The sequence below is a fragment of the Streptomyces sp. Edi2 genome (assembly GCF_040253635.1).
Classification (GTDB): Bacteria; Actinomycetota; Actinomycetes; order Streptomycetales; family Streptomycetaceae; genus Streptomyces.
This window is the reverse complement of the sequence record NZ_JBEJGX010000003.1, coordinates 785,490-811,169: the sequence shown is the minus strand read 5'-3', so window position 1 is coordinate 811,169 and position 25,680 is coordinate 785,490. Positions and strand designations below refer to the sequence as shown.

General features: G+C 72.0%; 21 protein-coding genes. 9 read left to right on the top strand and 12 right to left on the bottom strand.

Annotated elements, in window-relative coordinates:
* Nucleotides 1-12 precede the first annotated feature (12 nt).
* Both ABR737_RS06940 and ABR737_RS06935 read right to left on the bottom strand, forming a co-directional pair.
* Nucleotides 13-705: a response regulator gene (locus ABR737_RS06940; RefSeq protein WP_350249307.1), complete on the bottom strand. Its 693-nt coding sequence runs from the start codon at nt 703-705 to the stop codon at nt 13-15.
* A gap of 263 nt (nt 706-968) precedes the next feature.
* Entirely contained in the window at nt 969-2,645 is a 1,677-nt protein-coding gene (locus ABR737_RS06935; protein ID WP_350249306.1) for a sensor histidine kinase, read from the bottom strand.
* Between the two features lie 228 nt (nt 2,646-2,873).
* On the opposite strand from ABR737_RS06935, the gene ABR737_RS06930 reads away from it, so the two are divergent.
* From ABR737_RS06930 to ABR737_RS06920, 3 genes are all read left to right on the top strand, one after another.
* Nucleotides 2,874-3,689, top strand: a complete 816-nt coding sequence (locus ABR737_RS06930) for an ABC transporter ATP-binding protein (protein ID WP_350249305.1) — start codon at nt 2,874-2,876, stop codon at nt 3,687-3,689.
* Nucleotides 3,679-4,551, top strand: coding sequence for an ABC transporter permease (locus tag ABR737_RS06925; RefSeq protein WP_350249304.1), 873 nt, complete (start codon nt 3,679-3,681; stop codon nt 4,549-4,551). Before ABR737_RS06930 ends, ABR737_RS06925 begins: the two co-directional genes overlap by 11 nt.
* A 100-nt stretch (nt 4,552-4,651) precedes the next feature.
* Nucleotides 4,652-5,677, top strand: a complete 1,026-nt coding sequence (locus tag ABR737_RS06920; RefSeq protein ID WP_350249303.1) for an ABC transporter substrate-binding protein — start codon at nt 4,652-4,654, stop codon at nt 5,675-5,677.
* Nucleotides 5,678-5,732: 55 nt separating this feature from the next.
* Here ABR737_RS06920 and ABR737_RS06915 read toward each other — a convergent pair whose 3' ends face one another.
* Together ABR737_RS06915 and ABR737_RS06910 are read right to left on the bottom strand one after the other, a co-directional pair.
* Nucleotides 5,733-6,629 carry a DNA/RNA non-specific endonuclease gene (locus ABR737_RS06915; RefSeq protein ID WP_350249302.1) on the bottom strand — a complete coding sequence of 299 codons (897 nt, stop codon included), beginning with the start codon at nt 6,627-6,629 and terminating at the stop codon, nt 5,733-5,735.
* A gap of 188 nt (nt 6,630-6,817) precedes the next feature.
* The gene (locus ABR737_RS06910) at nt 6,818-7,009 is read right to left on the bottom strand and encodes a DUF6381 family protein (protein WP_350249301.1); all 192 of its coding nucleotides are present in this window, start codon (nt 7,007-7,009) and stop codon (nt 6,818-6,820) included.
* Between the two features lie 329 nt (nt 7,010-7,338).
* Between ABR737_RS06910 and ABR737_RS06905 the strand changes: the two genes are divergently transcribed.
* Nucleotides 7,339-8,754 carry a DEAD/DEAH box helicase gene (locus ABR737_RS06905; protein WP_350249300.1) on the top strand — a complete coding sequence of 472 codons (1,416 nt, stop codon included), beginning with the start codon at nt 7,339-7,341 and terminating at the stop codon, nt 8,752-8,754.
* 533 nt (nt 8,755-9,287) lie between these two features.
* Nucleotides 9,288-10,370 (top strand): hypothetical protein, encoded by a 1,083-nt coding sequence (locus ABR737_RS06900; protein WP_350249299.1) that lies wholly within the window; start codon nt 9,288-9,290, stop codon nt 10,368-10,370.
* 160 nt (nt 10,371-10,530) lie between these two features.
* Here ABR737_RS06900 and ABR737_RS06895 read toward each other — a convergent pair whose 3' ends face one another.
* Both ABR737_RS06895 and ABR737_RS06890 read right to left on the bottom strand, forming a co-directional pair.
* Nucleotides 10,531-11,028, bottom strand: a complete 498-nt coding sequence (locus ABR737_RS06895) for a DUF6328 family protein (RefSeq protein WP_350249298.1) — start codon at nt 11,026-11,028, stop codon at nt 10,531-10,533.
* Nucleotides 11,006-13,585, bottom strand: coding sequence for an ATP-dependent Clp protease ATP-binding subunit (locus tag ABR737_RS06890; RefSeq protein WP_350249297.1), 2,580 nt, complete (start codon nt 13,583-13,585; stop codon nt 11,006-11,008). The genes ABR737_RS06895 and ABR737_RS06890 overlap by 23 nt, the downstream gene beginning before the upstream one ends.
* 318 nt (nt 13,586-13,903) lie before the next feature.
* Between ABR737_RS06890 and ABR737_RS06885 the strand changes: the two genes are divergently transcribed.
* Nucleotides 13,904-15,097, top strand: a complete 1,194-nt coding sequence (locus ABR737_RS06885; protein WP_350249296.1) for a PP2C family protein-serine/threonine phosphatase — start codon at nt 13,904-13,906, stop codon at nt 15,095-15,097.
* Between the two features lie 105 nt (nt 15,098-15,202).
* Here ABR737_RS06885 and ABR737_RS06880 read toward each other — a convergent pair whose 3' ends face one another.
* Entirely contained in the window at nt 15,203-17,434 is a 2,232-nt protein-coding gene (locus ABR737_RS06880) for an FUSC family protein (RefSeq protein ID WP_350249295.1), read from the bottom strand.
* A gap of 276 nt (nt 17,435-17,710) precedes the next feature.
* Between ABR737_RS06880 and ABR737_RS06875 the strand changes: the two genes are divergently transcribed.
* Complete coding sequence (locus tag ABR737_RS06875) at nt 17,711-18,325, top strand: helix-turn-helix transcriptional regulator (RefSeq protein WP_350249294.1); 615 nt, start codon at nt 17,711-17,713, stop codon at nt 18,323-18,325.
* 56 nt (nt 18,326-18,381) lie between these two features.
* Here the strand turns inward: ABR737_RS06875 and ABR737_RS06870 are convergent, their stop codons facing one another.
* Nucleotides 18,382-19,377, bottom strand: a complete 996-nt coding sequence (locus ABR737_RS06870) for an acyl-CoA dehydrogenase family protein (protein WP_350249293.1) — start codon at nt 19,375-19,377, stop codon at nt 18,382-18,384.
* Nucleotides 19,377-20,546, bottom strand: a complete 1,170-nt coding sequence (locus ABR737_RS06865) for an acyl-CoA dehydrogenase family protein (RefSeq protein WP_350249292.1) — start codon at nt 20,544-20,546, stop codon at nt 19,377-19,379. Before ABR737_RS06865 ends, ABR737_RS06870 begins: the two co-directional genes overlap by 1 nt.
* 224 nt (nt 20,547-20,770) lie before the next feature.
* Between ABR737_RS06865 and ABR737_RS06860 the strand changes: the two genes are divergently transcribed.
* Together ABR737_RS06860 and ABR737_RS06855 are read left to right on the top strand one after the other, a co-directional pair.
* On the top strand, nt 20,771-21,553 hold the full coding sequence (locus ABR737_RS06860; RefSeq protein WP_350249291.1) for an SDR family oxidoreductase: 783 nt from the start codon (nt 20,771-20,773) through the stop codon (nt 21,551-21,553).
* Between the two features lie 138 nt (nt 21,554-21,691).
* Nucleotides 21,692-22,849 (top strand): acetyl-CoA C-acetyltransferase, encoded by a 1,158-nt coding sequence (locus ABR737_RS06855; RefSeq protein WP_350249290.1) that lies wholly within the window; start codon nt 21,692-21,694, stop codon nt 22,847-22,849.
* A gap of 188 nt (nt 22,850-23,037) precedes the next feature.
* Here the strand turns inward: ABR737_RS06855 and ABR737_RS06850 are convergent, their stop codons facing one another.
* Genes ABR737_RS06850 through ABR737_RS06840 form a run of 3 tightly spaced genes read right to left on the bottom strand, consistent with a single transcriptional unit; the run spans nt 23,038 to nt 25,678 of the window.
* A complete protein-coding gene (locus ABR737_RS06850) occupies nt 23,038-24,096 on the bottom strand; it encodes an NAD(P)H-dependent flavin oxidoreductase (protein WP_502964288.1) in 1,059 nt (352 codons plus the stop codon).
* A complete protein-coding gene (locus ABR737_RS06845) occupies nt 24,093-24,827 on the bottom strand; it encodes a CoA-transferase subunit beta (RefSeq protein WP_350256698.1) in 735 nt (244 codons plus the stop codon). Before ABR737_RS06845 ends, ABR737_RS06850 begins: the two co-directional genes overlap by 4 nt.
* A gap of 11 nt (nt 24,828-24,838) precedes the next feature.
* On the bottom strand, nt 24,839-25,678 hold the full coding sequence (locus ABR737_RS06840; protein WP_350249289.1) for a CoA transferase subunit A: 840 nt from the start codon (nt 25,676-25,678) through the stop codon (nt 24,839-24,841).
* Between the last annotated feature and the right edge of the window lie 2 nt (nt 25,679-25,680).

Genomic DNA, 25,680 nt, shown 5'->3' with positions numbered 1-25,680 from the left:
ACGGAGGGCCCGTCAGTGGGTGCTCGCCCAGTGGTAGCGGTGTTCGGGGCGGCCGGTGTCGCCGTATTTGAGGGTGAGGGTGATGTGGCCGCTGCGTTCGAGGTGTTTGAGGTAGCGCTGGGCCGTGGAGCGGCTGACGCCGGCGCGTGCGGCGACTTCGTGGGCGGAGAGCGGGTGTCCGGCCGCGTCCAGGACCCGGCGGATCAGGTCGACGGTCGCTGCCGAGTGGCCTTTGGGGAGTTCGGTGTGCGGGGAGTCGGCGGTCCGGAAGGCGCCGAAGATCCGGTCCACCTGTTCCTGGCCCGCCTCGCCGCGTCCGCCCACCCCCGCTACGGTGCGCCGCAGCGCCGCATAGCCCTCCAGCTTGGCGCGCAGCCCGGAGAAGCCGAACGGTTTGACGAGGTATTGCAGTGCGCCACAGCGCATCGCGTCCTGGACCGTGGCGACATCACGGGCCGCCGTCACCATGATCACGTCGGTGCGGTGGCCGAGTTGGCGCAGTCGTGGCACCAGTGCCAGGCCCGTTTCGTCGGGGAGATAGTGGTCGAGCAGTACCAGATCCGCGGGGGCGCGCTCCAGGGTCGCCAGCGCCTGGGCGGCGGTGTGGGCACGGCCGGTGACCCGGAAGCCGGATACCTGGGACACATACGCGGCATTGATCTCGGCGACGTGGAAGTCATCGTCCACGACCAGGACATCGATCATCGTGAGGCTCCGCTCGGCAGGGGTCTTCGCTCGGGCGGACCCGTTTTCTCGCGGCGCTGCGTTGCTTCGCCGCTTCCCGTTCCCTCGCGGTGCCCTGTTCGTTGGCGGTGCCCCGTTTCCTCGACGCTTCCCGTTCCCTCGCGGTGCCCCGTTCCCTCGCGGTGCCCCGTTTCCTCGCGGGGCTCCGGCCGTTGTGGCGTTCCGGTCATCCTGGTTCTCCGTTGTCGTGGTTCTTCGGGTTCACCTGTCGTGGCGCTTCGGTTTCACCGGGGCTCTCCCGCGGGGGCGAGATGGCGTCCGGGGGCGTCGTCGTGCCGCGCGAGTGCTTCGGGGAGGACGACGGTGAAGACCGCGCCGCCGCCCGCGCGGGCGGTCACCCGGGCCATCCCGCCGTAGCGCTCGGCGAGCCGGCGTACCAGCGCCAGGCCGATGCCCCGGCCGCGGTCGAAGGACACCGGGTGCGCGGACGACCGGGCTCCGGGGGCGGGTGGGGCGGCCTTGGTGGACCAGCCCTCGGCGAAGATCTGTTCCCGTAGCTCCGGCGGCACCCCCGGCCCCGTGTCCGAGACCCGCAGCACGGCGGTGGTGTGCTCGGCCCGCAGCTCCACCTCGACGAAGGGCTCGTCGCGGCGGCGCTCCCCGGTGGCGTCCAGCGCATTGTCGATGAGGTTGCCCAGCACGGTCACCAGGTCGCGCGGGTCGACCACCGCATCGGGCAGCAGCGTCGCGGGGGATACCCGCAGCGACACCCCGCGTTCGGCAGCGACGGCGGCCTTGCCCACGAGCAGCGCGGACAGCAGTGGATCGTGCACCCGCTCCGCGATCTGTTCCGCGGAGGCCCGCTGGGCGCTGGCCACTTCGCTGACGAACTCCACCGCCTTTTCGTACCGGCCCAGTTCCAGCAGCCCGCGCAGGGTGTGCAGTTGATTGGCGTGCTCGTGGTCCTGGGCCCGGAGTGCGTCCAGCAGCCCCTGGGTGCCGTCCAGTTCGCGGCCCAGCAGCTCCAGCTCGGTGCGGTCCCGCAGAGTCACCACCGCCCCGCCGTCCTGGGTCGGCATCCGGTTGGCGACCAGTACCCGTCCGCCGCTGACGGCCAGCAGATCCGCGCCGTCCACCCGCCCGGCCAGCACATCCGTCGTCCGTCCCGGCGGCAGCACCTCGTCCAGCGCCCGGCCGGCGGCCCGCGCGTCCAGGCCCAGCAGTCGCGCGGCCTCGTCGTTGACCAGCCGGATGCGGCCGCGCCGGTCGAAGGCGACGACGCCCTCACGGATGCCGTGCAGCATCGCCTCGCGCTCGTCGAGCAGGGCGGAGATATCGGCGAACGCCACCCCGTGCGTACGGCGCCGCAGCCTCCGGGAGAGCGCGACCGCGGCCAGCACCCCTACGGCCAGCGCCGCGCCCGCATACCGCAGCAGCGTGGGGATGGTGCCGAACAGCCGCCCCCGGACACTGTCGTAGGCGATACCGACCGACACCGCACCGACGATCCGGCCCCGGCCGTCGCGCAGCGGCACCTTGGCGCGGGCCGACCGCCCCAGCGTCCCGGTGTCGATCTGCCGTACCTGCCGCCCGGCGAGGGTCCGGCTCGGGTCGGTGGAGACATGCCGGCCGATCTCATCGGTGTGGGTGTGCGACCAGCGCACTCCGCGGGTGTCCATCACGACGACGTACAGCGCCCCCGTCGCGGTACGGATCCGCTCCGCCTCCGCCTGCACCGGCCCGTGCGCCGCCGGTTCGGTGGTGACCAGCTCCCGGGCGAGGTCGGGGCCGGCGGCGGTGGTCTGGGCGATGGACAGTGCCCGGCGCATCGCCTGGTCGTCCAGCTCGGAGCTGAGCGGGGCGAGGAACAGGCCGGTGGCGAGCACCATGACGCCGGTGGTCAGGGCGACTTGCGCGGTGAGCACCTGTGCAAAGACCCGTCGGGGCCAGCGGATCCGCATCGGGTCTCCCTTGTGTCCGGCCCGCCGCACCTTTGCGGAACCGAATCTTCCATTTTTACTTCGCGATGACCGCACCGTAAGCCGTGCGTGAGTGCCCGCACACCCCCTGGTGATGACTTAGCCGTTCTAGCGTGAGCAAAATGAGCACAACAGGGTTTGCGCGCAGAAAGGTCGCTTGCGCCCACAAGGCTGCCGCTGTGGCCCGGATCACTCCTAGCCTCCCGACCCATGAACAGCCACACGAGCCCCGCTATCGAACTGCGGGGTACGAGCAAGGCCTTCCGGACTCCCTCGGGGGCGCTGCACACGGCCGTCCGGGATCTGGATCTGGTCGTCGAACGCGGTGAGTTCGTCGCGGTCGTCGGCCCCACCGGGTGCGGTAAGTCCACCACGCTGACCCTGGTCAGCGGCCTGGAAGAGCCCACGGAAGGTGACGTACTGGTCGCCGGTGAGCCGGTCAGCGGCATCGGGGACAAGATCGGGTACGTCTTCCAGCAGGACGCGGTCTTCCCCTGGCGCACCGTGCTGTCGAACGTGATGGCCGGCCCTCGGTTCCGCGGCGTACCGAAGCCCGAGGCCAGAGCGCGGGCACGGGAATGGCTCGCCCGGGTCGGCCTTGCGGCCTTCGAGGACCGCTATCCGCACCAGCTCTCCGGCGGGCAGCGCAAACGCGTCGCTCTCGCCGCGACCTTCGTCAACGACCCCGAAATCCTGCTCATGGACGAGCCGTTCTCGGCTCTCGACGTGCAGACCCGGGCGCTGATGTCGGACGAACTGCTGGAGCTGTGGTCGGGGACCGGCGCCTCCGTCGTCTTCGTCACCCACGACCTGGAGGAGTCCATCGCCCTCGCCGACAAGGTGGTGGTCATGACCGCGGGTCCGGCCACCGTCAAGGAGGTCTTCGAGATCGATCTGCCGCGCCCTCGCAAGGTCGAATCGGTCCGGCTGGAGCCGCGGTTCATCGAGATCTACCGGGAGATCTGGTCCTCGCTCGGCGAAGAGGTCCGGATCACCCGCGAGAGGGGTGCCGCGGATGTCGCCTGAGACCGCGCCTCCGGTCACGTCCCCGGCCGCAGCGGGCCGCACGGACCGCTCACAGGCCAGGGCCCGGGCCGCTCGCCACCACAAGCTCCTGGTCCACGGCACCCGGGTGCTGCTGCTCGTCGCACTGATCGGGCTGTGGGAGTGGCTGGCCCGGGCCGCCGTCATCGACCCGTTCAACTTCTCCATGCCCTCCAGGATCTGGAACCAGATGAGCCAGTGGGCGCTGCACGGCACCCCGCAGGGCTCGCTGTGGGAGCAGATCTGGTACACGCTCTACGAAGCGCTCCTCGGCTGGGTGATCGGCGTCATCGGGGGTGTGGTGCTGGGGATCGCGCTCGGCCGGGTCCGCTTTCTGGCCGATGTGCTCGGCCCGTACATCAAGGTGCTCAATGCACTGCCGCGCATCGTCCTGGCCCCCATCTTCCTCATCTGGTTCGGCCTCGGGCCGGCCTCCAAGGTCGCCTCCGCCGTCGTCCTCGTCTTCTTCCCGGTCTTCTTCAACGCCTTCCAGGGCGCCCGGGAGGTCGACCGCAACCTGGTCGCCAACTCCCGGATCCTGGGCGCGAGCAACCGCCAGGTCACCCTGCAGGTGGTGATCCCCTCCGCCACCTCATGGATCTTCACCAGCCTGCATGTCAGCTTCGGCTTCGCGCTGATCGGCGCGATCGTCGGCGAGTACATCGGGGCGACCAAGGGCCTGGGCCTGCTGGTCTCGGCGTCCCAGGGGACCTTCAACGCGGCCGGTGTGTACGCCGCGATGGTGATCCTCGCCGTCGTCGCCCTGCTCGCCGAGGGGCTGCTGGCCTTCCTCGAGAGGCGGCTGTTCCGCTGGAAGCCGGCCGATGCCGGCGAGGGCCGATGACGACACAGGCGACGGCCGCTGAGCCTCGTGCCCCCGCAGGCCCCTTCGCCTTCCTCTTTCGCTTCCCCGCTTCCCCTTTCCACCTCACAAGGACGTGACCATGCCTACCGCACGGAAGATCTCGGCCGCCGTGGCCGCCACCGCCCTCGCCCTGACCACCCTCACCGCCTGCGGCGGCTCATCGGTGGCCGGCTCCGGCCAAGAGAACGGCAAGATCAAGATCATGGTGGGCGGCCTCGACAAGGTCATCTATCTGCCCGCGAGACTCACCCAGCAGCTCGGCTACTTCGAGGACGAAGGCGTCCACGTCACGCTGCTGACCGAACCGGCCGGTGTGCAGGCCACCACCTCACTGGTCTCCGGCGACGTACAGGGCGTCGTCGGCTTCTACGACCACACTCTCGATCTGCAGGTCAAGGGCAAGCAGGTGGAATCGGTGGTCCAGCTGGCGCACGCCCCCGGCGAGGTCGAGGTCGTCTCCGACAAGGCGGCCGGCGACCTCACCTCGGCCAAGGACTTCAAGGGCAAGAAGCTCGGTGTCACCGGCCTCGGCTCCTCCACCGACTTCCTGACCAAATACCTCGCGGTGAAGAACGGAGTGCAGACCAACGAGTTCACCCCGGTGGCGGTCGGGGCCGGCCAGACCTTCCTCTCGGCCCTCCAACAGGGCTCGATCCAGGGCGGGATGACCACGGACCCCACGGTCGCGCAGATCCTGGACAAGAAGCTCGGCAAGGTGCTCATCGACATGCGCACCCCCGAGGGCTCGAAGAAGGCGCTCGGCGGCCCGTACCCCTCGTCCAGCCTCTACATGAGCACCGACTGGGTGAACAGCCACAAGGAGACCGTGCGGAAGCTGGCCCGCGCCTTGGTGAAGACCCTCAAGTGGATGTCCACGCACACCGCCGAACAGATCGCCGCGAAGATGCCGTCCGACTACGCCCAGGGCGGCAAGGAGCTCTACGCCCGGTCGATCAAGGACACCCTGCCGATGTTCACCAAGGACGGGGTGATGCCGGCCGACGGCCCCGCCACCGTCGAACGCGTCCTGAAGGCCTTCAACCCCAACCTCAAGAACGCCACGGTTGACTTGAAGAAGACCTACACCACCGAATTCGTCAAATAGTCACCGCGTTCGTCATGGAGTCAGGGCCGGAAAGTGGGAAAACGCCCCTGTCCCCTCAGCGGCGCCGCAGCACGATGTCCTCGTGCGAGGCGAGCCGTTTCCACCGTTCCTCCGGGGCGCGTACGACGGGCATCAGATCGGCGGCAGGGAGGGGGCCCAGGTTCAGCGAGGTGAGCTCGGCGACATCCGTCACCGGCACCTGGAACGTCCGGAAGGCGCCCAGGGGCGGCGGTGCCCCCGGCGTCGCCCCGGCCAGGGCCCGCTCGGCGTCCCAGACCAGATCCGGGCTCTGGTCGAGTACGTACGCCGTCGCCGCCAGCGAGCCGTCCCGGAGGAACGCCGCCACTTTCCAGAAGCGCAGCGGTACCTGGATGCCCCGGTAGGGCGGGTCCGAGTCGTGCAGTACGGGCCCGGTGAGGACGGCCAGTTTGCGTCCCGGCCGGGCGGCGTGGCCGAGCAGATAGCTCTCCAGCCCCTGCCAGACCTGCCTGCTCGGATTGCACACATCCGCCTGCGGGGCGGCATTCGTGTAGTGAAAGGTGTCCGCATCCGCCTCGTACGCCTCCTCGGCCTCGCCCCACACGGGCGCGGGTCGGGGCACCAGATGCCCCTTGTCCAGCGAGTTGTTCCGGTAGACCTCCTCACCGGTCTGCCGGTCCCCGTCCAGCCGTGGATCGAGCTGCCAGTCGCGCTCCTGCGGCACCTGCTCCAGCAGCCGCCCACCGTCGATGCAGACCGCGGTGGCCGCCGCCATCCGCCGGTCCGGTCGCAGCACCACGGTGAAGTGGGTGTAGGGCAGCACCACCGTCTCCACGGCGGGGCCGGCGGGCACCGGCAGCGGGACCGGCACCCCGAGGAAGTGCTCGTCGTAGCCCGCACGGCCGGCCATGGACTGCCCGGACACCGTTCGGGCCACGGCCCCGGCGGTCCGCGGGGGCTCGGAGGGAATCATGCGGTCACCGCTTCCCGGCGGCACGGACCGCCGACCGGTGCCGGCCGCGAAGCCACTCGAACAGCCGGGCGCCGCGGCGCCACCCCGCCCGTACGACACCGTGGCCTTGCGCACGACAGCACGGCCTTGCGCAGGAAAGAACGGCCTTGTGCGGGACAGCGCGGCGCCTTACGCAGGACGGCTCGGCCTTACTCGGCGGGGTAGATGTCTCCGCTGGCCATACCGCTCTCCTGTTCACTCTGGGACAGGAGCCTGCGCGCCTTCTCCTTGAGCCGCTTCTGCTCTTCCGGGTCGCCGGTGCGTTCCGCGGCCGCCTGCAATTCCTGGGCCTTGTCGCGCATCTGCTGGATGCGTCCGTGGGATTCTCCTGTTGCGCTCATGATCTGTCCTTCACCCGTGTGGTGTATCGAGAGCTGCACTTACCAGCGAATCAGGCTCGGCGGGCCTTGGCACCTCGAAAGGCGGAGGCGGAAGGGCGGCCGGCTGACGACCAAGGTGAGATTCTCGAGGCCGCTTCGGACCGGGTGCTCTCCGCGCAGACGGAACGATCAGCACCACAGCGCCGGGGCACACTGTCACTTTGTGTTAGCCTCAAATGTTTGGATGGCTGTGACGGTCGGCAAGCCTGCCCGTCCGGTTCTCTTTGTTCGTTGGCTGCTCATTTCCTGCCGGGCCTTCCTCGGTACGTTCCGCATACGGAAGGCCCTTCATGAACCACCCGGACCGCCCCGGCACCTCGCACGGCGACCTCGCCCAGCCAGTGACCCTCACCCCGACGGTGCCCCCGGTCGTCTCCTTCGCTGACCTGGAACTGCCGGCCGAGCTGCTGCGAACACTCACCAAGCTCGGCATGCACGAGCCCTTCCCGATCCAGGCAGCCACGTTGCCCAACGCCCTCGCGGGACGCGACGTCCTGGGGCGCGGGCGCACCGGATCGGGCAAAACCCTCGCCTTCGGCCTGCCACTGCTCGCACGGACAGCCGGGCGCCGCGCGGAGCCCAAGCATCCCCTCGCCCTGATCCTGGTGCCTACCCGGGAGCTGGCCCAACAGGTCACCGAAGCACTCGCGCCGCATGCCGCCGCGCTCCGGCTGCGGATGGCCGCGATCGTCGGCGGCACGTCGATCGGCCGACAGGCCGCTGCGTTGCGCGACGGGGCCGAGGTCATCGTCGCCACACCTGGCCGCCTGCACGACCTCATCGAGCGCAGGGCCTGTGACCTGGGGCGGGTGTGGATCACCGTCCTCGACGAGGCTGACCAAATGTGCGACATGGGCTTCTTGCCGCAAGTCACCGAGGTGCTCGACCAGGTGCACCGCGATGGCCAGCGGATGCTGTTCTCCGCCACCCTGGACCACGACGTCGATCACCTGGTCCGGCGCTACCTCCATGACCCCGTCACCCACTCCGTCGAGACGTCCGCGGGCGCGGTCACGACCATGGACCACCATGTGCTGGTCGTTCATGGCCCCGACCGGTATGCCGTCGCCACGGAGATCGCCGCCCGCGACGGCCGCGTACTGCTGTTCCTGGATACCAAGCACGCGGTCGACCAGCTCACCCGGCACCTGCGGGCCAGCGGGGTGGATGCCGCGGCCCTGCACAGCGGCAAGTCCCAGCCGCAGCGCACCCGGACCCTCGCGCAGTTCAAGAACGGCGAGATCACCGTCCTGGTGGCGACCAATGTCGCGGCCCGTGGCCTGCACGTCGACGACCTCGATCTCGTGGTCAACGTCGACCCGCCCACCGACCCCAAGGACTATGTGCACCGCGCGGGCCGCACCGCCCGGGCCGGTGAGTCCGGCCGCGTCGTCACGCTGGTCCTCTCGGGCCAGCGCAGGGAGATGAGCCGCCTGATGGCAGAGGCCGGCATCGAGCCGACGACCACCAAGGTGCGCTCGGGTGAGGCGGAGCTGAGCCGGATCACCGGGGCCAAGCCCCCCTCCGGCACCGCGTTCGACGGTAAGCCCGCCACACGCCGGGCCAAGAACACCCATACCCCCTTCCGCGGCCTGGGCACCAGCAAGGACACCTCCCGCACCACCGGCGGCAAGTCCCGCAAGGCCACCGAGGCCCGGAAGCTCGCCGAGGCCCGCAAAGCAGCCCGGGTGCGCCGCGGCGGCTGATAGCCGGCCCTGATAGCCGGATATTCCTGATCACATGGTCGACAGCCACTCCGGCGCCGCGCCGCCTGCCTGCCTGCCTGCGGAGAGTGCACGGCCGTGTCATCCGGATCGGCCGCGGGTCCGCAACAGCAGTCGTGCTGTGCGCAGGCTCCTGGGCCGTCCCTGAAGGAAGGCCTGCGGTCGCCGCACTCGTGGTGGGGCGTATACGGCCGCCGTCACCGGAGGGACGCCGACGGTGCCGCACCCCCTGCCGGCTGCTCCGCGAAGCGGTACGCCCACCGGCAGACGAACGCCGGGCGGCGGCGCGCCCGGGCGTACCGGCGTGTCTCCACCGGATGGCCTTCCTGAATGGCGGGGGCACACCGATGGGACGTTGGCTGAGGCACAGCACTCTCAACGTCCGCCGAGTGTCAGCGCTTCTGGTGTTTGACGCTCCCCTCGTTCAGTGGAGTCCCTCCATGACATCCGAACCAGCACTCTGTGGGGGCGACGCCGAACTGTCATCGACAGGACCCGGCGAGCACTTTCCGCCCATGCCCCCTGAGCACAACTCGTCCCACACCCTTCTGTGGGAGGCAGTCACCCATCGGCCCCTGGAGGAAGTCGCCGCCCTGGTGGAACTGCTCAAGCGCAGCGGCGACGTTCCCAACCCCGGCGATGAAGCCCTGCGTATGGCGGTGGTTTCCCGGCCGGTGAGCGAGGTCGCCGCGCTCTTCGACATGCTGCGGGCCACCCCGCACACTGCGGAGTCGAGCCAGGAAGCGCTGCGCGCGGTGGCCGTCGACCGGTCCGTCGAGGAGGTGGCGCAGCTGATCGAGTTGTTCGACCGTACGAAGGGCGGGCATGCCGGTCTCCCTGACATGGTCGATCCCTTCCCGCCCGGCCCCGGTGGCCTCGGCGACCCCGGTGGCCTCGGCGGACCTGGCAGCCACGGCGGCCACGGCAGCCACGGCAGCCACGGCAGCCACGGCAGCCACGGCAGCTATGGCAGCCACGGCGAACCCGAACCGACCGCGTCCATGCACGTGCTCGACCCCGATGTCCGCCCCCTGGACCGCAACGGGCAGCCGCTGTCCACCGCACAGCGTGAGTCCATGATGGGCCGGCCGCCCCAGCACACCCCCTGGTCCCGGCAGCCCGCCGACCCCATGCGGCAGGGCGGCCCGGCGTGGGCCTCGCCGGCCGAGGCGGCTCCGCAGCCGGGCTACGCGGTCCCCGGCGTGCTGCGCTCCGTACTGCGCTGGCCCGCGGCCGCGACCCTGGCGCTGTGCGGTCTGAGCCATCTGCCGGTGCACGCGTCGCACCTGCAGGGCGCCCAGGCGGCAGCCGGGCTCTCGATGGCCATCGCCGTCGTGTACCTGCTGCTGGCCGGCTGGCTGGCGATGCGTGACACCGCCCTGGTCTGGACGGTGAGCGCCGCCGCGGCCATGATCATCATCGCCCTGCATGCGCTGTCCCGGGCCGGCGTCCTGTCTCCCCTGGGCAGCGGCCTGGGCGAGGCGGGCATGTGGCCCGAGCTGCTGGCAGTAGGGCTGGCAGTCGTCAGCGCCGCACTTGCGGGCGGGGCACTGCTCTACCGCCCGCGCCGGGTGGGTCCGGCCGCCGCGCGCGCCTGACGGGCGACGGCGCAACGGCCGCCAAGGGCGCGGGCCGAGACCCAGATCAGGGTCTCGGCCCGCGCCCTTGGCGGCCGTTGGTGTGTGCGGCCCCTTCCCCCCTCCGGCACCGGCCGGCCGACGGGTGTGTGCCCGGTCCGGTCACCGGTCCCGTACGGGTTCATTCCTTGGCCGAATAGTGGCGCAGGATCCAGGCGGGCAGCACGAACCAGCAGACCACGAACCAGGCGACCAGCCCGGTGACGACCCAGGGGACGGCGGAGTTGTGCAGCGCGATGCGCAGGATCAGCAGCAGCGCGGAGGCGACCGTCCCCAGTAGGAGGACGGTCCCCAGCACGGCCAGGCGGGAGGCCCACAGGACCGTCTCCGGCTTCAGCCGGTGCCCGGTGACCAAGCGGTGAAAGGTCACCGTACCGATCAGCGCGCCGGTCGTGGCCGCCCCCAGCAGGACCGTCACCACGTAGATGACCTTGTCCGTCGGCTCCAGCGTGGCGAAGCGCGGGGTGAAGACGACGGTGAGCAGGAACGCGAAGAGAATCTGCACACCGGTCTGGATGACCCGGACCTCCTGCAGAAGTTCGTTCCACCGCCGGTCGGCCCGCTCTTCCGGCGACTCATGGCGCCCCTGGGAGGTGTCACGCGGGCCCAGTGGCGCCACCCGGACCCCCCTGCTGCTTCTCGTCGGTATGGAACACCAGCTCGCTGTCCTTCACCTCCACACGCACGGCGCCGCCCTCCGACAGCGCGCCGTCCAGCAACAGCCGCGAGAGCGCGTTGTCGACCTCGCGCTGGATGGTGCGCCGCAGCGGCCTGGCGCCGTATTCGGGCTGGTGGCCGCGGTGGGTGAGCCAGTCCACGGCGCCGGGGGTGAACTCGATCGAGATGTCCTGGGCGCGCAGCCTGCGGGTGGTCCCGTCGAGCAGCAGGCCGGTGATCTGGCGCAGTTGGTCGTCGGTGAGCCGGCGGAAGACGATGATCTCGTCGAGCCGGTTGAGGAATTCCGGGCGGAAGTGCTCGCGCAGCGATCCCAGCGCCCGTTCCCGTGCGCCGTCGCCCGCCTCAGCGCCCGTGGCGTCCGAGCCGAAGCCGAGCACCCCGCGACCGCCGCTCAGCGCCTCGGAGCCGAGGTTGCTCGTCATCACGATGACGGTGTTCTTGAAGTCGACCCGGCGGCCCTGGGAGTCGGTCAGATGCCCGTCGTCGAGGACCTGCAGCAGGATGTTGAAGACATCGGGGTGCGCCTTTTCGACCTCGTCGAGCAGCAGCAGCGCATACGGGTGGTGGCGCACCGCCTCGGTCAGCTGTCCCGCGTCCTCGTGGCCGACGTATCCCGGGGGAGCACCGACCAGCCGGCTGACCGTGTGCCGCTCCTGATACTCGCTCATGTCCAGGCGCACCATCCGCTCCTCGCTGCCGAACAGCGCCTCGGCGAGCGCGCGGGCCAGTTCGGTCTTGCCCACACCCGTCGGGCCCAGGAAGAGGAAGCTGCCGATCGGGCGGTCGGGGTCGGAGAGCCCGGCCCGGGACCGCAGGATCGCCTCGGAGACGGCCGTGACCGCGTCGTCCTGGCCGATCACCCGGGTGTGCAGCCGTTCCTCCAGGCCGAGCAGCAGCTCCTTCTCCTCCTGGGTCAGACTGCTCACCGGCACACCGGTCTGCCGCGACACGATCTCGGCGATGTCCTCGGCAGTGACCTGCACGATCCGGCGGTCGGTCGGCGGCTCGCCCCGGCCGGCCTCGATCCGCGCGGTGAGGGCGGCGACCCGGTCACGCAGCTCGGTGGCTCGCTCGTACTGCTCCGCGGCGACTGCCTGGTCCTTGTCCCGCACCAGCTGATCCCGCTCGCGTTCCAGATCGCGGACGTCGGTGGCCTTGGCTCCCGAGCGGAGCCGGACCCGTGCGCCCGCCTGGTCGAGCAGGTCGATCGCCTTGTCGGGCAGGAAGCGGTGGGCGATATAGCGGTCCGAGAGCTCGACCGCCGCGAGCAGCGCCTCGTTCGTGTAGCGGACCTGGTGATGCGCCTCGTAGCGGTCCTGCAGCCCGCGCAGGATCTCCACCGTGTCGGCGACATCCGGCTCGGGCACCAGGATGGGCTGGAAGCGGCGGGCGAGCGCGGCGTCCTTCTCGATGTTGCGCCGGTACTCCTCCAGCGTGGTGGCGCCGATGACATGCATCTCGCCACGGGCCAGGGCCGGCTTGAGCATGTTGCTCGCCTCCAGGGAACCGCCGTCCCCGCTGCCCCCGCCGGCGCCGACGACCGTGTGGAGTTCGTCGATGAACACGATCAGCGAGTCGGGGTGCGTGCGAACCTCCTCGATGATGGCGTTCATCCGCTCCTCGAAGTCACCGCGGTAGCGGGTGCCGGCGAGCACGGACGTCAGGTCCAGTGCGACGACCCGCCGGCCCGACAGGTTCTCGGGGACGTCGCCGTCGGCGAGGCGCTGGGCCAGGCCCTCGACGATCGCCGTCTTGCCCACCCCCGCATCGCCGACCAGCACCGGGTTGTTCTTCCCCCGGCGGGACAGCACCTCGATGGTCTGCTCGATCTGCTCCTCGCGGCCGATGACCGGGTCGATCCGGCCCGCCCTGGCCAGGTCGGTCAGATCGCGGCTGTACTTGTCCAGGGTCGGTGTGTCGTGCTTCGGCGGGGCGCCGTGCTCGGGGGCCACGTGCGGGGCCCCGTGGCCGCTCTGCGGGGCGGCCTGCGGATCGAAGTGGGCGAGGTTCAGAATGCGCCCCGCTGCCGAGTCCATATTGGCCGCCAGCGCGTCCAGGACGTGCTCCGGGCCGATGTACGAGGCGCCGTTGTCCCGCGCCAGGTCGTGCGCGCCCAGCAGGGCCCGCTTGACCGCGGGGGTCACGGCGACGCTGGACTGCTTCGGCCCCGAACCGGCGCTGCTGTCGATCTCGGCCGCCAGCGCGTCGGGGTCCGTCCCCGCCTGCCGCAGCAGGGTGCGGGTCGGCTCGGCGGCGAGGGCGGCCCGCAGCAGGTGCTCGGTGCCGAGTTCCGGACTGCCGTGCTCGGCGGCGTAAGCGGCGGCGGAGGTCACCAGGTCCCGGGCGGGGCCGCTCATCATGCGCGCGATGTCCGCCTGCCGGGGCGCGGGCTGCCCCGGCTCACCGCTCGCGGACTGCGCGGAGCCGAAGAAGCGTGCGAGGAAGTCACCGAACGAGTCCGGGCCGTAGCCCTCCGGACCCATGAATCCATTGCCCATGTGTGTCCGTTCCGCTGCCACGGCGGTACCGCGACATGCTGCCTTGTCGGGTTCCCTGTGCGGTTGCTGCGTGCTCTTGCCCGGCGGGTGCCCGCAAGCGGCGACGCCATACCCCGCAGATGGCTCCACTGCTTCAGGATCAGGGTCCGCCACCCCATCCGCACCCGGGCGGACCGGAGCCGGGCACCCGCGTCCGGCGGCGCTTGTCGCGCGAGCGCGGCCGTTGGGCCGTATGGCGCTTCCGGATGGCACGGGCGCCCGGAACCCACTTGGCTCGCAGTGCTCATGACGATGCACGGTGTTCGGAGGGACGCGCGGATGGCCGTGGAGAGTGTTCCGGCCGGTGACGGCGAGCATCTGCTGCAGGAGTTCCTGACCGCCGTCCACAGCGCGCCCCCCTCACGCTTCCTCGCCCTGGTCGACCGCTACGCCGCCCGGATCGGTCTGCGCCGGGTGGCCGTCTACCTCGTGGACCTGCAGCAGCGGCAGTTGACGCCCCTCGCCGGCGGGGAACCTCTCCTGGTGGACGAGTCGCCGGCCGGCGGGGCCTACCGCACGCTGTCGCTCCGCGTCGAGGAGAGCCCGGCCGGCCCCCTCATCGCCTGGCTGCCGCTGGTCAACGGTGCGGACCGGCTGGGCGTGGTGGGCGTGCACGTCGACGCGCTGGACGGCGCCGTGCTGCGCCGCTGCCGCACCCTGGTGGCGGTCCTGTCCATGGCGATCACCTCCCAGCGCGGCGTCAGCGACCACGTGGTGCGCAAGACCCGCACGGACACCATGAGCCTGCCGGCCGAGCTGGTGCGCTCCCTGCTGCCCCCGCGGACCGTCGGCAGCGCACGGGCGGTGTCCACCGGCGTCCTGGAACCGGCCTACGGGCTGGGCGGCGACGCCTTCGACCATGCGCTGACCGAGTCGACGCTGCATGCGGTGATCCTCGACGCGATGGGGCACAACCTCGCCTCGGGGCTGACCACGTCGATCGCCATGGCCGGCTGCCGCAGCGCGCGCCGGATGGGCGCCGCCCTGCCGGAACTCGTCAAGACCGTGGACGCGGTGCTCGCCGAGTGGCTGCCCGAGCAGTACTGCACCGGCATCGCCGCCCGGCTGGATCTCACCAGCGGGGTGCTGACCTGGTGCAACTGCGGCCATCCGCCGCCGCTGCTGATCCGCGACCACCAGGTGCACAAGGCGCTGGAGCGCCCGAGCGAACCTCCGATGGGCATGCCCGCCACGCTCGCCGACGCCCCGCGTACGGTCCACCGGGAGGCCCTGGAGCCGGGGGACCGGGTGCTGCTGTACACCGACGGGGTGACCGAGGCCCGCACGGCCGGTGGCGGCCGCTTCGGCCTGTCGGGGTTCACCGACTCCATCATCCGGGCCACGGCGGTCGGCGAGCTCGCCTCGGAAGCGCTCCGCCAGCTGATCCACGTCATCCTGGAGAGCCGGCACGGCGGGCTGAGCGACGACGCCACGATCCTGCTCCTGGAGTGGCAGCCGTCCGGTACGCGGTGAGCCGGTGTCCGCCGGTCCTACGACGCGGGGTCCCCTCTCCCGCGACGTTGCAGCGTCCCGTCTCCTGTGACGGTGCGGCGTCCCGTCTTCCGTGCCGGCGCGGCGTCACATCTCCCGGTGGATCCGGTCCAGATCGGCGGTGAGGGCATCGAGCCAGATCACCGAGTCGAGGAGCAGCGCGGCCGAGAGCGCGCGGGTCTCCCGGTCCGGGCTGTGGTGCGGGACGGCCGGGGCCACCGCCAGCAGCGCGCGGATGTCGAGCGGCCGGGCGTCCGACCGGGGCACCTCACCGTCCGAGTGCAGATGCCGGGCGAGGGACCGGTAGTCGCCTGCCGTCCGGTCGGCCTCGCGGCGCAGCCAGGCGCTGACCTCCTGCGGGGCGATCCGCCCCGGCCGGCCCGGCAGCAGCCGTTCGCCGCGCCGTGCCTCCGCCCCGGCAACCAGCACCGAGGGCCAGTCCGGCTGCCCGGCACTCTCGTCCCGCAGCTCGCAGTGGTACTGGGCCAGGCTCTCCTGCGCGAGGACGAGGGCCCGGTTGATGTCGAGGCAGTCCGTGCTGCCGGAGTGGTCGACGACCCGTGCGGTGGTGTACCCGATGGAGTCGGCGATGGCCGCGCACAGTCCTGCCATGCTGCGGCGCACCTCGCGGCCCGCGCCCCGCGGCCAGGCCACCAGCCCGCAGGCCAGCCCGATCAGGCTGCCGACCAGCACGTCCACCAGCCGCACCGGGGCCAGCTGCCAGGTGACGGGGGCGACCTGTGCGAACAGCGTGGCCACGACCAGCGTGAACCCGCCCTGCGCCCAGGCCAGCCCGCGCAGCGGCCCCGCGATGAACGCCACCAGCATCACCACCGGCAGCGCCACGGCGTACACCGTGTCCCGGTCGTGGACCAGCGCCAGCAGCCCGCCGGCCAGCACCGCGCCGACCAGGGTGCCGGCCAGCGCCTGGCGGACCGCGGACCAGGTCTCCAGGCTGGTGGTACGGGTGAGCGTGAGCGTGGCCAGCAGCACCCAGAAGCCATGCTGCAGATCGAGGAGCCCGGCGACGGCCCGCGCGGCCGCCAGGCCGAGCGCGAACCGGCAGGCGTTCTGGAAGATCACCGAGCGGGGGGTGAGATGCGTGGTCAGGCGTTGCCACCACAGCTCGTGGAGGCGCGCCTGCGCGTAGGAGAAGGTGTGCCCGGCGGGGCTCCGTTCGACGGACCGGTCGCCCAGCAGCAGCCGGGTGGCCAGGGCGAGGACGACAGCGGAGTCGGCGGCCTGCACCACCAGGGACCGGCGGCGCAGATAGGCCAGCCGGTCGTCGGCGCTCAGCCGCTGCAGTACGTCCACGGCCCGGTGGGCCCGCACCGGGGCCAGCTCGCTCTGCAGGGCGGCGGCGGAAGGACCCTCACCGGGCCGCAGCCGCTTGCCCCGCCGCAGCGCCTGTGCCGCCGCGCGGGCGGCGTCGCTGATGTCCTGGAGCAGCACCACGGTCTCCGCGTGGTAGACGTACTGCGGCCCGACCGAGGCGTGCAGGGCCTCCAGCCGGGCCAGCAGCGTACGGACCGCCTCGGTCGCGTGCGCCATGGCCTTGTGGGCGAGGGTGGGGGAGGCGGGCAGATCGGCCGGCGGCACCCGGGACGGGCGCAGCGCGTCCCCGGTCTCGTGCGCCCGGGCGAGCGCCTGTACGGGCAGCGGACCGCCGTGATGGTCCGCCAGGCGCGCCGCGGCATCGGCGGCGTCGGCCAGCAGCCGGCAGAACGGCGGGGTGTCCGGTTCGGGCACCAGAAAGAGCTGGGCCAGCGCGAGCAGGGCCGCGCCCAGCAGGAAGCCGGACAGCCGCTGGCCGAGGGCGTCCGGGGCGTAGGGCGGGAAACACGGCAGGATGTAGAGCAGTTGCATCCCGGGGGCGGCTCCGGCGATCCGTGGTCCGGTGGTGCCTGCGTACGCCACCAGGAATCCGATGACGAGCATGCCGAGGACGGCGGCCCACGTCTGTACGGCGAGCAGGGTGCCCAGGGTGATGAGTGCCAGCCCGGCGGGGAGCGCCATGAGCACGGTCGTGGCGCGCTGGCGCCCGGACCCCGGGATCCGGGCGAGCACGCCGAGCGACACCACGGTGAACGTGGCGTAGACGGACATCACGGTCAGACCGAGCGCGTAGCGGCAGAGGTAGAAGGCCACGCACGAGGCCACCGTCACCCGGAGCGCGTTGCCGACCACGGAGCGGTGTTCACGGAGGCCGTGCCGCCCGTGTTCCAGCAGGTAGCGCAGTCTGCGCCGCACCATCCCGACGGGCCCGCCGACCGACGGCCGCGGCCCGGACCGCGGGGAGGTTCCCTGTAGCCGGCTCACCTTTCCACTATTGGCCGACGGCTCGCGGTCCGCACCGCGCAGCCGGCCGCACCGGGCGCACGGTCCGCGGTCGGCCGCGCGCCGAGGCGGCCCGGGCAGTGCGAGGAAGCCGCGCGGTACTCGTCGGACCGCGCGGCGGGCACCGGGTATACCGGGTGCCCCGGAGGAAGCCCCCCCGCGCGAAGCACACGGGTGCCGGGAATGCAGGTGCGGGGGAGGGGAGTTGGCGATGTCTTTGGTCGGGCAGGCGCGGGCGCGGACCGTACACTGCGGGACGTGACGGAGACGAAGTCGGGCGCCGTGAGCGCCGGCGATGCGGAGCGACCTGCACTGCCGGCCACCGGTTGGGCGGTGCTGGGCCTGCTCTCCTTCGGTGAGGAGCTGTCCGGCTACGACCTGAAGAAACGGTCGGACCGGTCGCTGCACTTCTTCTACTGGAGCCCGTCCTTCAGCCAGATCTACGGCGAGCTGAAGCGCCTGGAGAAGGCCGGTTACGCCAGCTCCCGGATGGTCGCCCAGGAGACCGGCAACCGCGACAAGCGGGTCTATGTGATCACCGACGAGGGGATGGCGGCGGTCCGCCACTGGGTGCGTGAGGCGCCGGTGGAACCTCCGGTCCTCAAGCACGGGGTGATGCTGCGGCTGTGGCTCGGTCATCTGCTGGAGGGCGACCGGATGCGTGAAGTGCTGGCCCGTCACCGGGAGTACGCGGAGACGATGCGCCGGCGCGCCGAGGCGGACGGGGAGGACGGGACGGATACCCGCCCCGAAGAGGCTTGGGCCTACCCCTCACTCGTCCTGAAGTGGTCGGAGCGGTACTACACCGCCGAGCGGGATCTGGCCGACGCCATGCTGGCCGACCTGGAGGAGCGGGACCGCAGGCTCCCGTAGGGGCGAACCCGTAGGACGCCCGGTCAGCCGGCGAGGACACCCACCCCTTCACGCGGTCAGGAGGCCGCCAGGACGCGCGCGCGGCACTCGGCCGGGGTTCCCCAGGCATCCCGCAGCGGGCGGGCCTTGCGGATCCACAGCGAGAGGTCCAGTTCCGCGGTGTAACCGACGGCGCCGTGCACCTGGAGTGCCGTACGGGCCGCGGCATGGGCGGCCTCCCCCGCCGCGACCTTCGCCGCCGCCACCTCCCGGCCTGCCGACGGGGCACCCGCCGCCACCGCCAGGGCCGCCGCGTACACCAGCGGCTGTGCGAACTCCAGCCCGATCAGGGTGTCCGCCAGCCGGTGTTTGACCGCCTGGAACGAGCCGATGGGCCGGTGGAACTGGGTGCGCTGCCCGGCGTAGGACACCGTCGCGGCCAGCAGGGCCCGGCCGAGGCCGAGGGACTGCGCGGCGGTGACGAGCCGCGCGACATCGACGGCGTGTGCGGCGGCCGCGGCCACCGCGGGGCCCTTCGCCAGGACGCTGCCGCCGAGCGGGCGGGCCAGTCGCCGGGCGGGATCGAGGGAGGCCTGTACGGGTCCGTGGGCGACCGTACGGCGCACCGTGTCACCCTCGACGACGAGGACGGCATCGGCGGCATCCGCGTCCACGGTGTACGGGCCCTGGGCGCACAGGCTCACCAGGGCATCGCCCGCGGCGATCCGCGGCAGCAGGTCCTCCGCCAAGTCCTCCGCCGCGGCACTCCCGCCGAGACGTTCCAGGAACGCGGCCGCGGCCACCGTCTCCGCCAGCGGCCCCGGCACGGCATGCCGGCCCAACTCCACGAAAGACAGCGCCAGTTCGACCGGGAGCGGCCCCGCCCCGCCGTGCCGCTCCGTCACGGCGAGCGTGAACACGCCCGCCGCCGCGATCCGCGCCCACAGCTCACGGCCCGGCTTGTGCTCCCCGGCCGCCCAGGCCCGTGCCACGGCCGGGGTGCCGCACGTCCCCAGCAGGGCGTCCAGCGTACGGGCGAACTCCCGCTGCTCAGCGGTCGCAAGGAAGCGCATCAGCGGCGTCCCTTCGGCAGACCGAGCAGCCGCTCGGCGATGATGTCGCGCTGGATCTCATTGGTGCCGGCATAGATCGGACCGGCCAGGGAGAACGTGTACCCCTCGGCCCAACTCCCGTGTGCGGGCGCCTCGTCGGCGTCATCAGCGAGCATGCCGTACGGGCCGAGCAGGTCCAGGGCGGTCTCGTGCAGGGCGATGTCCAGCTCGGACCAGAAGACCTTGTTCAGGCTCGACTCGGCGCCGATCGACCCGCCGTCGGCGAGCCGGGAGGCGTGGGCGTAGGTGAACAGCTGATACGCCCTGGCGCCGATCAGCGCGTCGGCCACCCGCTCGCCGAGCGCCGGGCCGGCGGTGCCGCCGGTCTCGCGCCAGAGCGCGGCCAGCCGTCCGGCGGCCGCGGTGAAACGGCCCGGGCTGCGGAGCGTGAGGCCGCGTTCGTTGCCGGCGGTGCTCATGGCGACCTGCCACCCCCGGCCCGGCTCGCCGATGACGTCCGCATCCGGCACGAAGACCTGATCGAGGAAGAGTTCGGCGAAGGCCGGCTTGCCGTCCAGGCGGCCGAGGGGGCGCACCGTCACGCCCGGCGCGTCCAGCGGGAACATCAGATAGCTGAGCCCTTGGTGCGGGCGGGCGGCATCCGGGTCGCTGCGGAACAGTCCGAAGGCGCGGTCGGCGAAGGCGGCCCGGGACGACCAGGTCTTCTGCCCGTTCAGCAGCCAGCCGCCGTCGGTCCGTACGGCGGTCGAGCGCAGCGACGTCAGATCCGACCCCGACTCCGGCTCCGACCAGGCCTGCGCCCAGATGGCCTCGCCGCGCGCCATGGGGCGAAGGATACGGGCGCGTTGCTCGTCGGTGCCGTGCTCGAAGAGGGTGGGCGCGAGGAGGCTGATGCCGTTCTGGCCGACCCGGCCGGGGGCGCCGGCGGCGTAGTACTCCTCCTCGAAGAGCAGCCACTGCAGAAGCGAAGCGCCCCGGCCGCCGTACTCCTCGGGCCAGGAGACCACCGACCAGCGGTCCGCGGCGAGCCGGCGTTCCCACTCCCGGTGGGCGGCGAACCCCTCCGCGGTCTCCAGTGACGGCAGCGGAACGGCGGGCACCTGCGCGGCGAGCCAGGCGCGGGCCTCGTCCCGGAACGCCTCGTCCGCGGCGGTGATGTCGAGGTCCATCAGGCCCCCGCCTCCCGGGTGACGGCCGCGCGCGGCCCCCGCGGAGTGCCGCTCGGGAGTGCGTCGTGGTGGGCAGCGGGCATCCGCCCTCCTTCCCTGACAAGCGCTTCCCTAACAAGTGTTTGGTAGATTAACGTACCGGCAGAGCGGCGTCGAGGTCCCGTCACCGTCGGGAGCCTTGGCCCCGGAATCCGCACCAGGCTGCGGGAAGAGGAGGCTCACGGATGACACCGCCGCCCTATGTGCCGGGCCACCATCTGCTCGACGGCCGGACCGCCGTGATCACCGCGGCCGCCGGAGCCGGCATCGGCGGGGCCACCGCCCGCAGGTTCCTGGAGGAAGGCGCCCGGGTGGTCCTCGGCGACGCCCACGCACGCCGGCTGCAGGCCACCGCCCAGGCGCTCGCCGAGGAGTTCGGCGCCGGCCAGGTGGCGTCACTGCCCTGCGATGTCACCGACGAGGACCAGGTCAACGCCCTGCTGGACGCGGCCGAGGAACGCCATGGCCGCCTCGACATCGTGGTCAACAACGCCGGGCTCGGCGGAACCGCCGACCTGGTCGAGATGACCGACACCCAGTGGGACACGGTCCTCGACGTGACCCTGAACGGCACCTTCCGATGCACCCGGGCCGCCCTGCGCCGGATGAAGGCGGCCGGCCGCGGCGGCGTGATCGTCAACAACGCCTCGGTCGTCGGCTGGCGCGCCCAGCGCGGCCAGGCCCACTACGCCGCGGCCAAGGCCGGGGTGATGGCGCTGACCCGGTGCGCCGCCATGGAGGCGGCCGAGTACGGCGTACGCGTCAACGCGGTCTCGCCCAGCCTCGCGATGCACCCGCACCTGGCGAAGGTGACCACGCCCGAGCTGCTGGCGGAGCTCACCGAACGGGAGGCGTTCGGCCGCTGGGCCGAACCCTGGGAGGTCGCCAATGTCATCGTCTTCCTGGCCGGCGACTACGCCTCGTACATGACCGGGGAAACGGTGTCCGTCAGCTCGCAGCATGCGTGAGGCGCGGTGGGCCGGGCGCGCTGCGCGGTGCGCCGTGCGGCCCCCGGGCGGACCGCCCACCGGCACCCGTCCGCGGCGGCCGGCACCGCCTTGCGGATCCGGCCGGCACCGTCGCAGAATCCGAACCGAGGAGACCCCATGCCCGAGGCCTATATCGTCGACGCGGTCCGTACCCCGGTGGGCAAGAAGGGCGGCGGCCTGTCGGCCGTCCACCCCGCCGACCTGGGCGCCCATGTGCTGACGGCGCTGATGGCGCGCAGCGGCGCCGATCCGGCCGCCGTCGAGGACGTCGTCTTCGGCTGCCTGGACACCGTGGGCCCGCAGGCCGGGGACATCGCCCGGACGTGCTGGCTGGCCGCCGGACTGCCCGAGGAGGTGCCCGGCGTCACCGTGGACCGCCAGTGCGGCTCCTCGCAGCAGGCCGTGCACTTCGCGGCGCAGGGCGTGCTCTCCGGCACCCAGGACCTGGTGGTCGCGGGCGGTGTGCAGAACATGTCGCAGATCCCGATCGCCTTCGCCAGCCGGCAGGCCGCCGCCCCGCTGGGCCTGACCGACGGCCCGTTCGCCGGCTCCGAGGGCTGGCGCGCCCGCTACGGCGAGGCACCCGTCAACCAGTTCCACGGCGCCGAACTCATCGCCGACGCGTGGCAGATCTCCCGTGCCGACATGGAGGAGTTCGCGCTCCGGTCGCACCAGCGGGCCGTCCGCGCCATCGACGAGGGCCGCTTCGACCGGGAGATCGTCCCCTTCGGCAGCATCACCGCCGACGAAGGCCCACGCCGTCATACCTCGCCGGAGAAGATGGCCGCGCTGGCGCCGGTCGTCGAGGGCGGCCGGCTGACCGCGGCGGTCTCCTCGCAGGTCTCCGACGGCGCGGCTGCCCTGCTCCTCGCCTCCGAGCGGGCGGTGGCCGAACACGGCCTCACCCCGCGCGCCCGTATCCACCATCTGTCGGTGCGTGGCGCGGACCCCATCCGGATGCTGTCCGCACCGATCCCGGCGACGGCGTATGCGCTGAGGAAGACGGGGATGTCCCTCGGCGACATCGACCTGGTCGAGATCAACGAGGCGTTCGCGCCCGTGGTGCTGGCCTGGATCGAGGAGACCGGCGCGGACCCGGAGCGGGTCAACGTCAATGGCGGCGCCATCGCTCTGGGCCATCCGCTCGGCGCGACCGGCGTCCGGCTGATGACGACCTTGCTGCACGAACTGGAGCGCACCGGCGGCAGGTTCGGCCTGCAGACCATGTGCGAGGGCGGCGGGCAAGCCAACGTCACGATCATCGAACGCCTCTGACGGCCGGTCCGGCGCGCCACGGGACGTACAACGGGCTCGCTGCTGCTGGGACGGGCCCGCCGTACACGTGACGCGCCGCATCCGTGACGGGCCCGCCGTATCCGTGACGGGCCCGCCGTATCCGTGACGGGCCCGCCGGGCACCGCCGTGGACCGCCCCGGGACCCCCGGCCGGGCACCGCATTCCGCTCAGCGCGGCAGCGCGCCCAGCGCCGTCCGCGCCTCCGCCATGATCCGGTCGACGAGCTCCGCGCAGGACGGCAGATCCTCGATCACGCCGGCGACCTGCCCGGACGCCATCACCCCGAGATCGGTACGGCCCTCGACCATCGAGGCCTTCAGCAGCATCGGGGTGTTCGCGGCCAGCAGGACCTGGCTCCAGGAGAGGTCCCGGCCGTGCTTCATCGCCAGGCCGTCACGGACCATCCGCGCCCAGCTCAGGCCGGACAGTTTTCTGAACGACGCGGCCCGCCGCACGGCTCCGAGCAGCGCGGTGGCGCGCCCGGACCGCTCCAGCGCCTCGACCAGCTCACTGCGCAGCATCCGGTGCGGCAGACCGTCCACCTTCGTGGTGACGGTGACGTCCTGGACGCCCGCCGCCAGATAGCGGTCCTGCACGGCCCGCGGCACGGTGCTGTCCGACGTCAGCAGAAAGCGGGTGCCCATGGCGATACCGGCCGCGCCGTAGGCGAGCGCCGCGACCAGCCCCCGGCCGTCGAAGAAGCCGCCCGCGGCGATCACCGGGATACCGACCGCGTCCACGACCTGCGGCAGCAGCACGCTCGTGGCGACCTTCCCGGTGTGGCCGCCGCCCTCCCCGCCCTGCACGATGACCGCGTCCGCGCCCCAGGCGGCGACCTTCTCGGCATGGCGGCGGGCACCTACGGACGGGATGACGACGACCCCCGCGTCCTTCAGCCGGGCGATCAGCTCACGGGAGGGCGCCAGCGCGAACGAGGCGACCTTGACGCCCTCCGCCACGATCAGGCGCACCCGCTCGCCCGCGTCCGCCGCGTCCGCACGGAGGTTGACCCCGAAGGGTGCGTCCGTACGGGACGCCACCTCGCGGATCGCCGCACGCAGCTGCGCGACGGTCATGGTGGCCGAGGCCAGAATCCCGAGGGCGCCCGCATCGGCCGCGGCCGAGACCAGCCGGGGTCCCGCCACCCACCCCATGCCCGTCTGCACGAGGGGGTGGCGCACCCCGACGAGCCTGGTCAGCGGCGTCTCGATCCGGGCGTCCGTCATGCCGCCGGCACCTCGCGCTCGCGTCGTCCCTCCGGGTCGAGGACCGTGCGGATCAGCCGGAGTTCGGTGGGGGTGGGCTCCCGGGTGCAGGGCACCTCGTCGGGCAGCGCGAGCGGGAACCCGGTGGCCTCCCTGACCTCCGCGACCGTCACGCCGGGATGCACACTGGCCAGCCGCATCGCGCGGTCCGCGGTCTCGAAGTCGAAGACCCCCAGGTCGGAGACGACGCGCGGAATGCGGTGGTAGCGGGTCGCGGACGGCCCGGCGGCGGCCGCGCTGTCGTATCCGACCCCGCAGATCATGTCGACCTTCTCGACGAAGACCCGCTTCGAGTGTTTCGGCACCCAGTAACTGACCGGATTGTTGAGGGTGTTGACCGGAGCGCCGCGGACCCCGAGGAGCTGGCGGGCGGGCTGCTGCCACGCGCCGATGCAGGAGATGTTCTGGTTCCCGAAGCGGTCGAGCTGGCTCGCGCCCATCATCACATGGCGCCGGCCGCCGGTGACCATGGTGAGGTGCCGGCGGTAGGGCAGCCAGCCCTCGGCCGAGTCGTCCGGGCCGACGATCATGGCCTCGCCGTCGGTGAGGAGCAGATCGGGGGAGAAGGTGCGCCGGGCGAGCCGGGCGCCGATCGACGGGATCACGCCCATCGGGCTGGCCAGCACCTCGCCGTTGCCGCGCCAGGCGTCGGCGCAGGCGATGACGCAGTACTCGGCTCGGGTCGTCGTCATGGGGGTAGCGCTCACTGCTGCTCCTCGTGCCAGGCTTCGACCGCGGACCAATACGCCTTCTCGTCCCCGGACAGGAACCGCTCGGCGAACTTGGCCCAGGGCGTGGTGGCGTACAGCTTCTGGAAGGGCTCGTCCCGCCCGTAGTCGGGGACGCAGGAGGTGAAATGCGCGCCGTTCGGGGCCTCCACGACTCCGGTGACCGCATGGCGTGCGACCAGGAGGGTCTGCGGGGCGGCCGTGGCGAAGTCGTCCACGAGCCGTTCGCACGAGACATACGCACTGTCCGCGGCCTCGCAGAACAGATCGTCGAAGTACGGGTCGGGGCCCAGGTACTGGCCGTTTCCGAGCCGGTCGGCACGGTTGAGGTGGACCAGCGCCGCGTCCATGCGCAGGGCCGGCACCGCGACGAAGGTCTCACCGTCCTCGTAGGGCGAGGTGACGGTCTTCAGGCCCGGGTTGACGCGCATGACGTCCGAGCCGAGGCCGGAGCGTACGGGCAGGAACGGCAGCCGGTTGGCGGCGGCGTGCAGACCCCACATGAACATCGCCTCGTCGATCTCCCTCAGCTCGAACGCACCGCGCTGGCGGGCCGCGCGGAAGTGCGGTTCGAGAGGGATCGAATCGAGGGTCGCGAACGCGGCGACCAGGGTGCGGATCCGGCCCGCGGCGGCGAGCAGGCCGACATCGGGACCGCCGTAGGAGATCACGGTCAGATCGGTGATGTCGGAACGGAGCAGCGCCCGCACCAGCGCCATCGGCTTGCGGCGCGAACCCCAGCCGCCGATGCCGAGGGTCATCCCGCTGCGCAGCCGGGAGACGACGTCCTCGGGCGTCATGGTCTTGTCGGTCACGG

Bases quoted from the DNA above. Each gene is read 5' to 3' on its own strand.
- ABR737_RS06855 (WP_350249290.1), top strand. From the start codon at position 21,692: ATGCCCGAGGCCTATATCGTCGACGCGGTCCGTACCCCGGTGGGCAAG.
- ABR737_RS06930 (WP_350249305.1), top strand. From the start codon at position 2,874: ATGAACAGCCACACGAGCCCCGCTATCGAACTGCGGGGTACGAGCAAG.
- ABR737_RS06935 (WP_350249306.1), bottom strand. From the start codon at position 2,645: ATGCGGATCCGCTGGCCCCGACGGGTCTTTGCACAGGTGCTCACCGCG.
- ABR737_RS06850 (WP_502964288.1), bottom strand. From the start codon at position 24,096: ATGACGGACGCCCGGATCGAGACGCCGCTGACCAGGCTCGTCGGGGTG.
- ABR737_RS06920 (WP_350249303.1), top strand. From the start codon at position 4,652: ATGCCTACCGCACGGAAGATCTCGGCCGCCGTGGCCGCCACCGCCCTC.
- ABR737_RS06900 (WP_350249299.1), top strand. From the start codon at position 9,288: ATGCCCCCTGAGCACAACTCGTCCCACACCCTTCTGTGGGAGGCAGTC.
- ABR737_RS06865 (WP_350249292.1), bottom strand. From the start codon at position 20,546: ATGGACCTCGACATCACCGCCGCGGACGAGGCGTTCCGGGACGAGGCC.
- ABR737_RS06845 (WP_350256698.1), bottom strand. From the start codon at position 24,827: ATGACGACGACCCGAGCCGAGTACTGCGTCATCGCCTGCGCCGACGCC.
- ABR737_RS06890 (WP_350249297.1), bottom strand. From the start codon at position 13,585: ATGGGCAATGGATTCATGGGTCCGGAGGGCTACGGCCCGGACTCGTTC.
- ABR737_RS06940 (WP_350249307.1), bottom strand. From the start codon at position 705: ATGATCGATGTCCTGGTCGTGGACGATGACTTCCACGTCGCCGAGATC.
- ABR737_RS06905 (WP_350249300.1), top strand. From the start codon at position 7,339: ATGAACCACCCGGACCGCCCCGGCACCTCGCACGGCGACCTCGCCCAG.
- ABR737_RS06885 (WP_350249296.1), top strand. From the start codon at position 13,904: ATGGCCGTGGAGAGTGTTCCGGCCGGTGACGGCGAGCATCTGCTGCAG.
- ABR737_RS06915 (WP_350249302.1), bottom strand. From the start codon at position 6,629: ATGATTCCCTCCGAGCCCCCGCGGACCGCCGGGGCCGTGGCCCGAACG.
- ABR737_RS06870 (WP_350249293.1), bottom strand. From the start codon at position 19,377: ATGCGCTTCCTTGCGACCGCTGAGCAGCGGGAGTTCGCCCGTACGCTG.
- ABR737_RS06910 (WP_350249301.1), bottom strand. From the start codon at position 7,009: ATGAGCGCAACAGGAGAATCCCACGGACGCATCCAGCAGATGCGCGAC.
- ABR737_RS06925 (WP_350249304.1), top strand. From the start codon at position 3,679: ATGTCGCCTGAGACCGCGCCTCCGGTCACGTCCCCGGCCGCAGCGGGC.
- ABR737_RS06860 (WP_350249291.1), top strand. From the start codon at position 20,771: ATGACACCGCCGCCCTATGTGCCGGGCCACCATCTGCTCGACGGCCGG.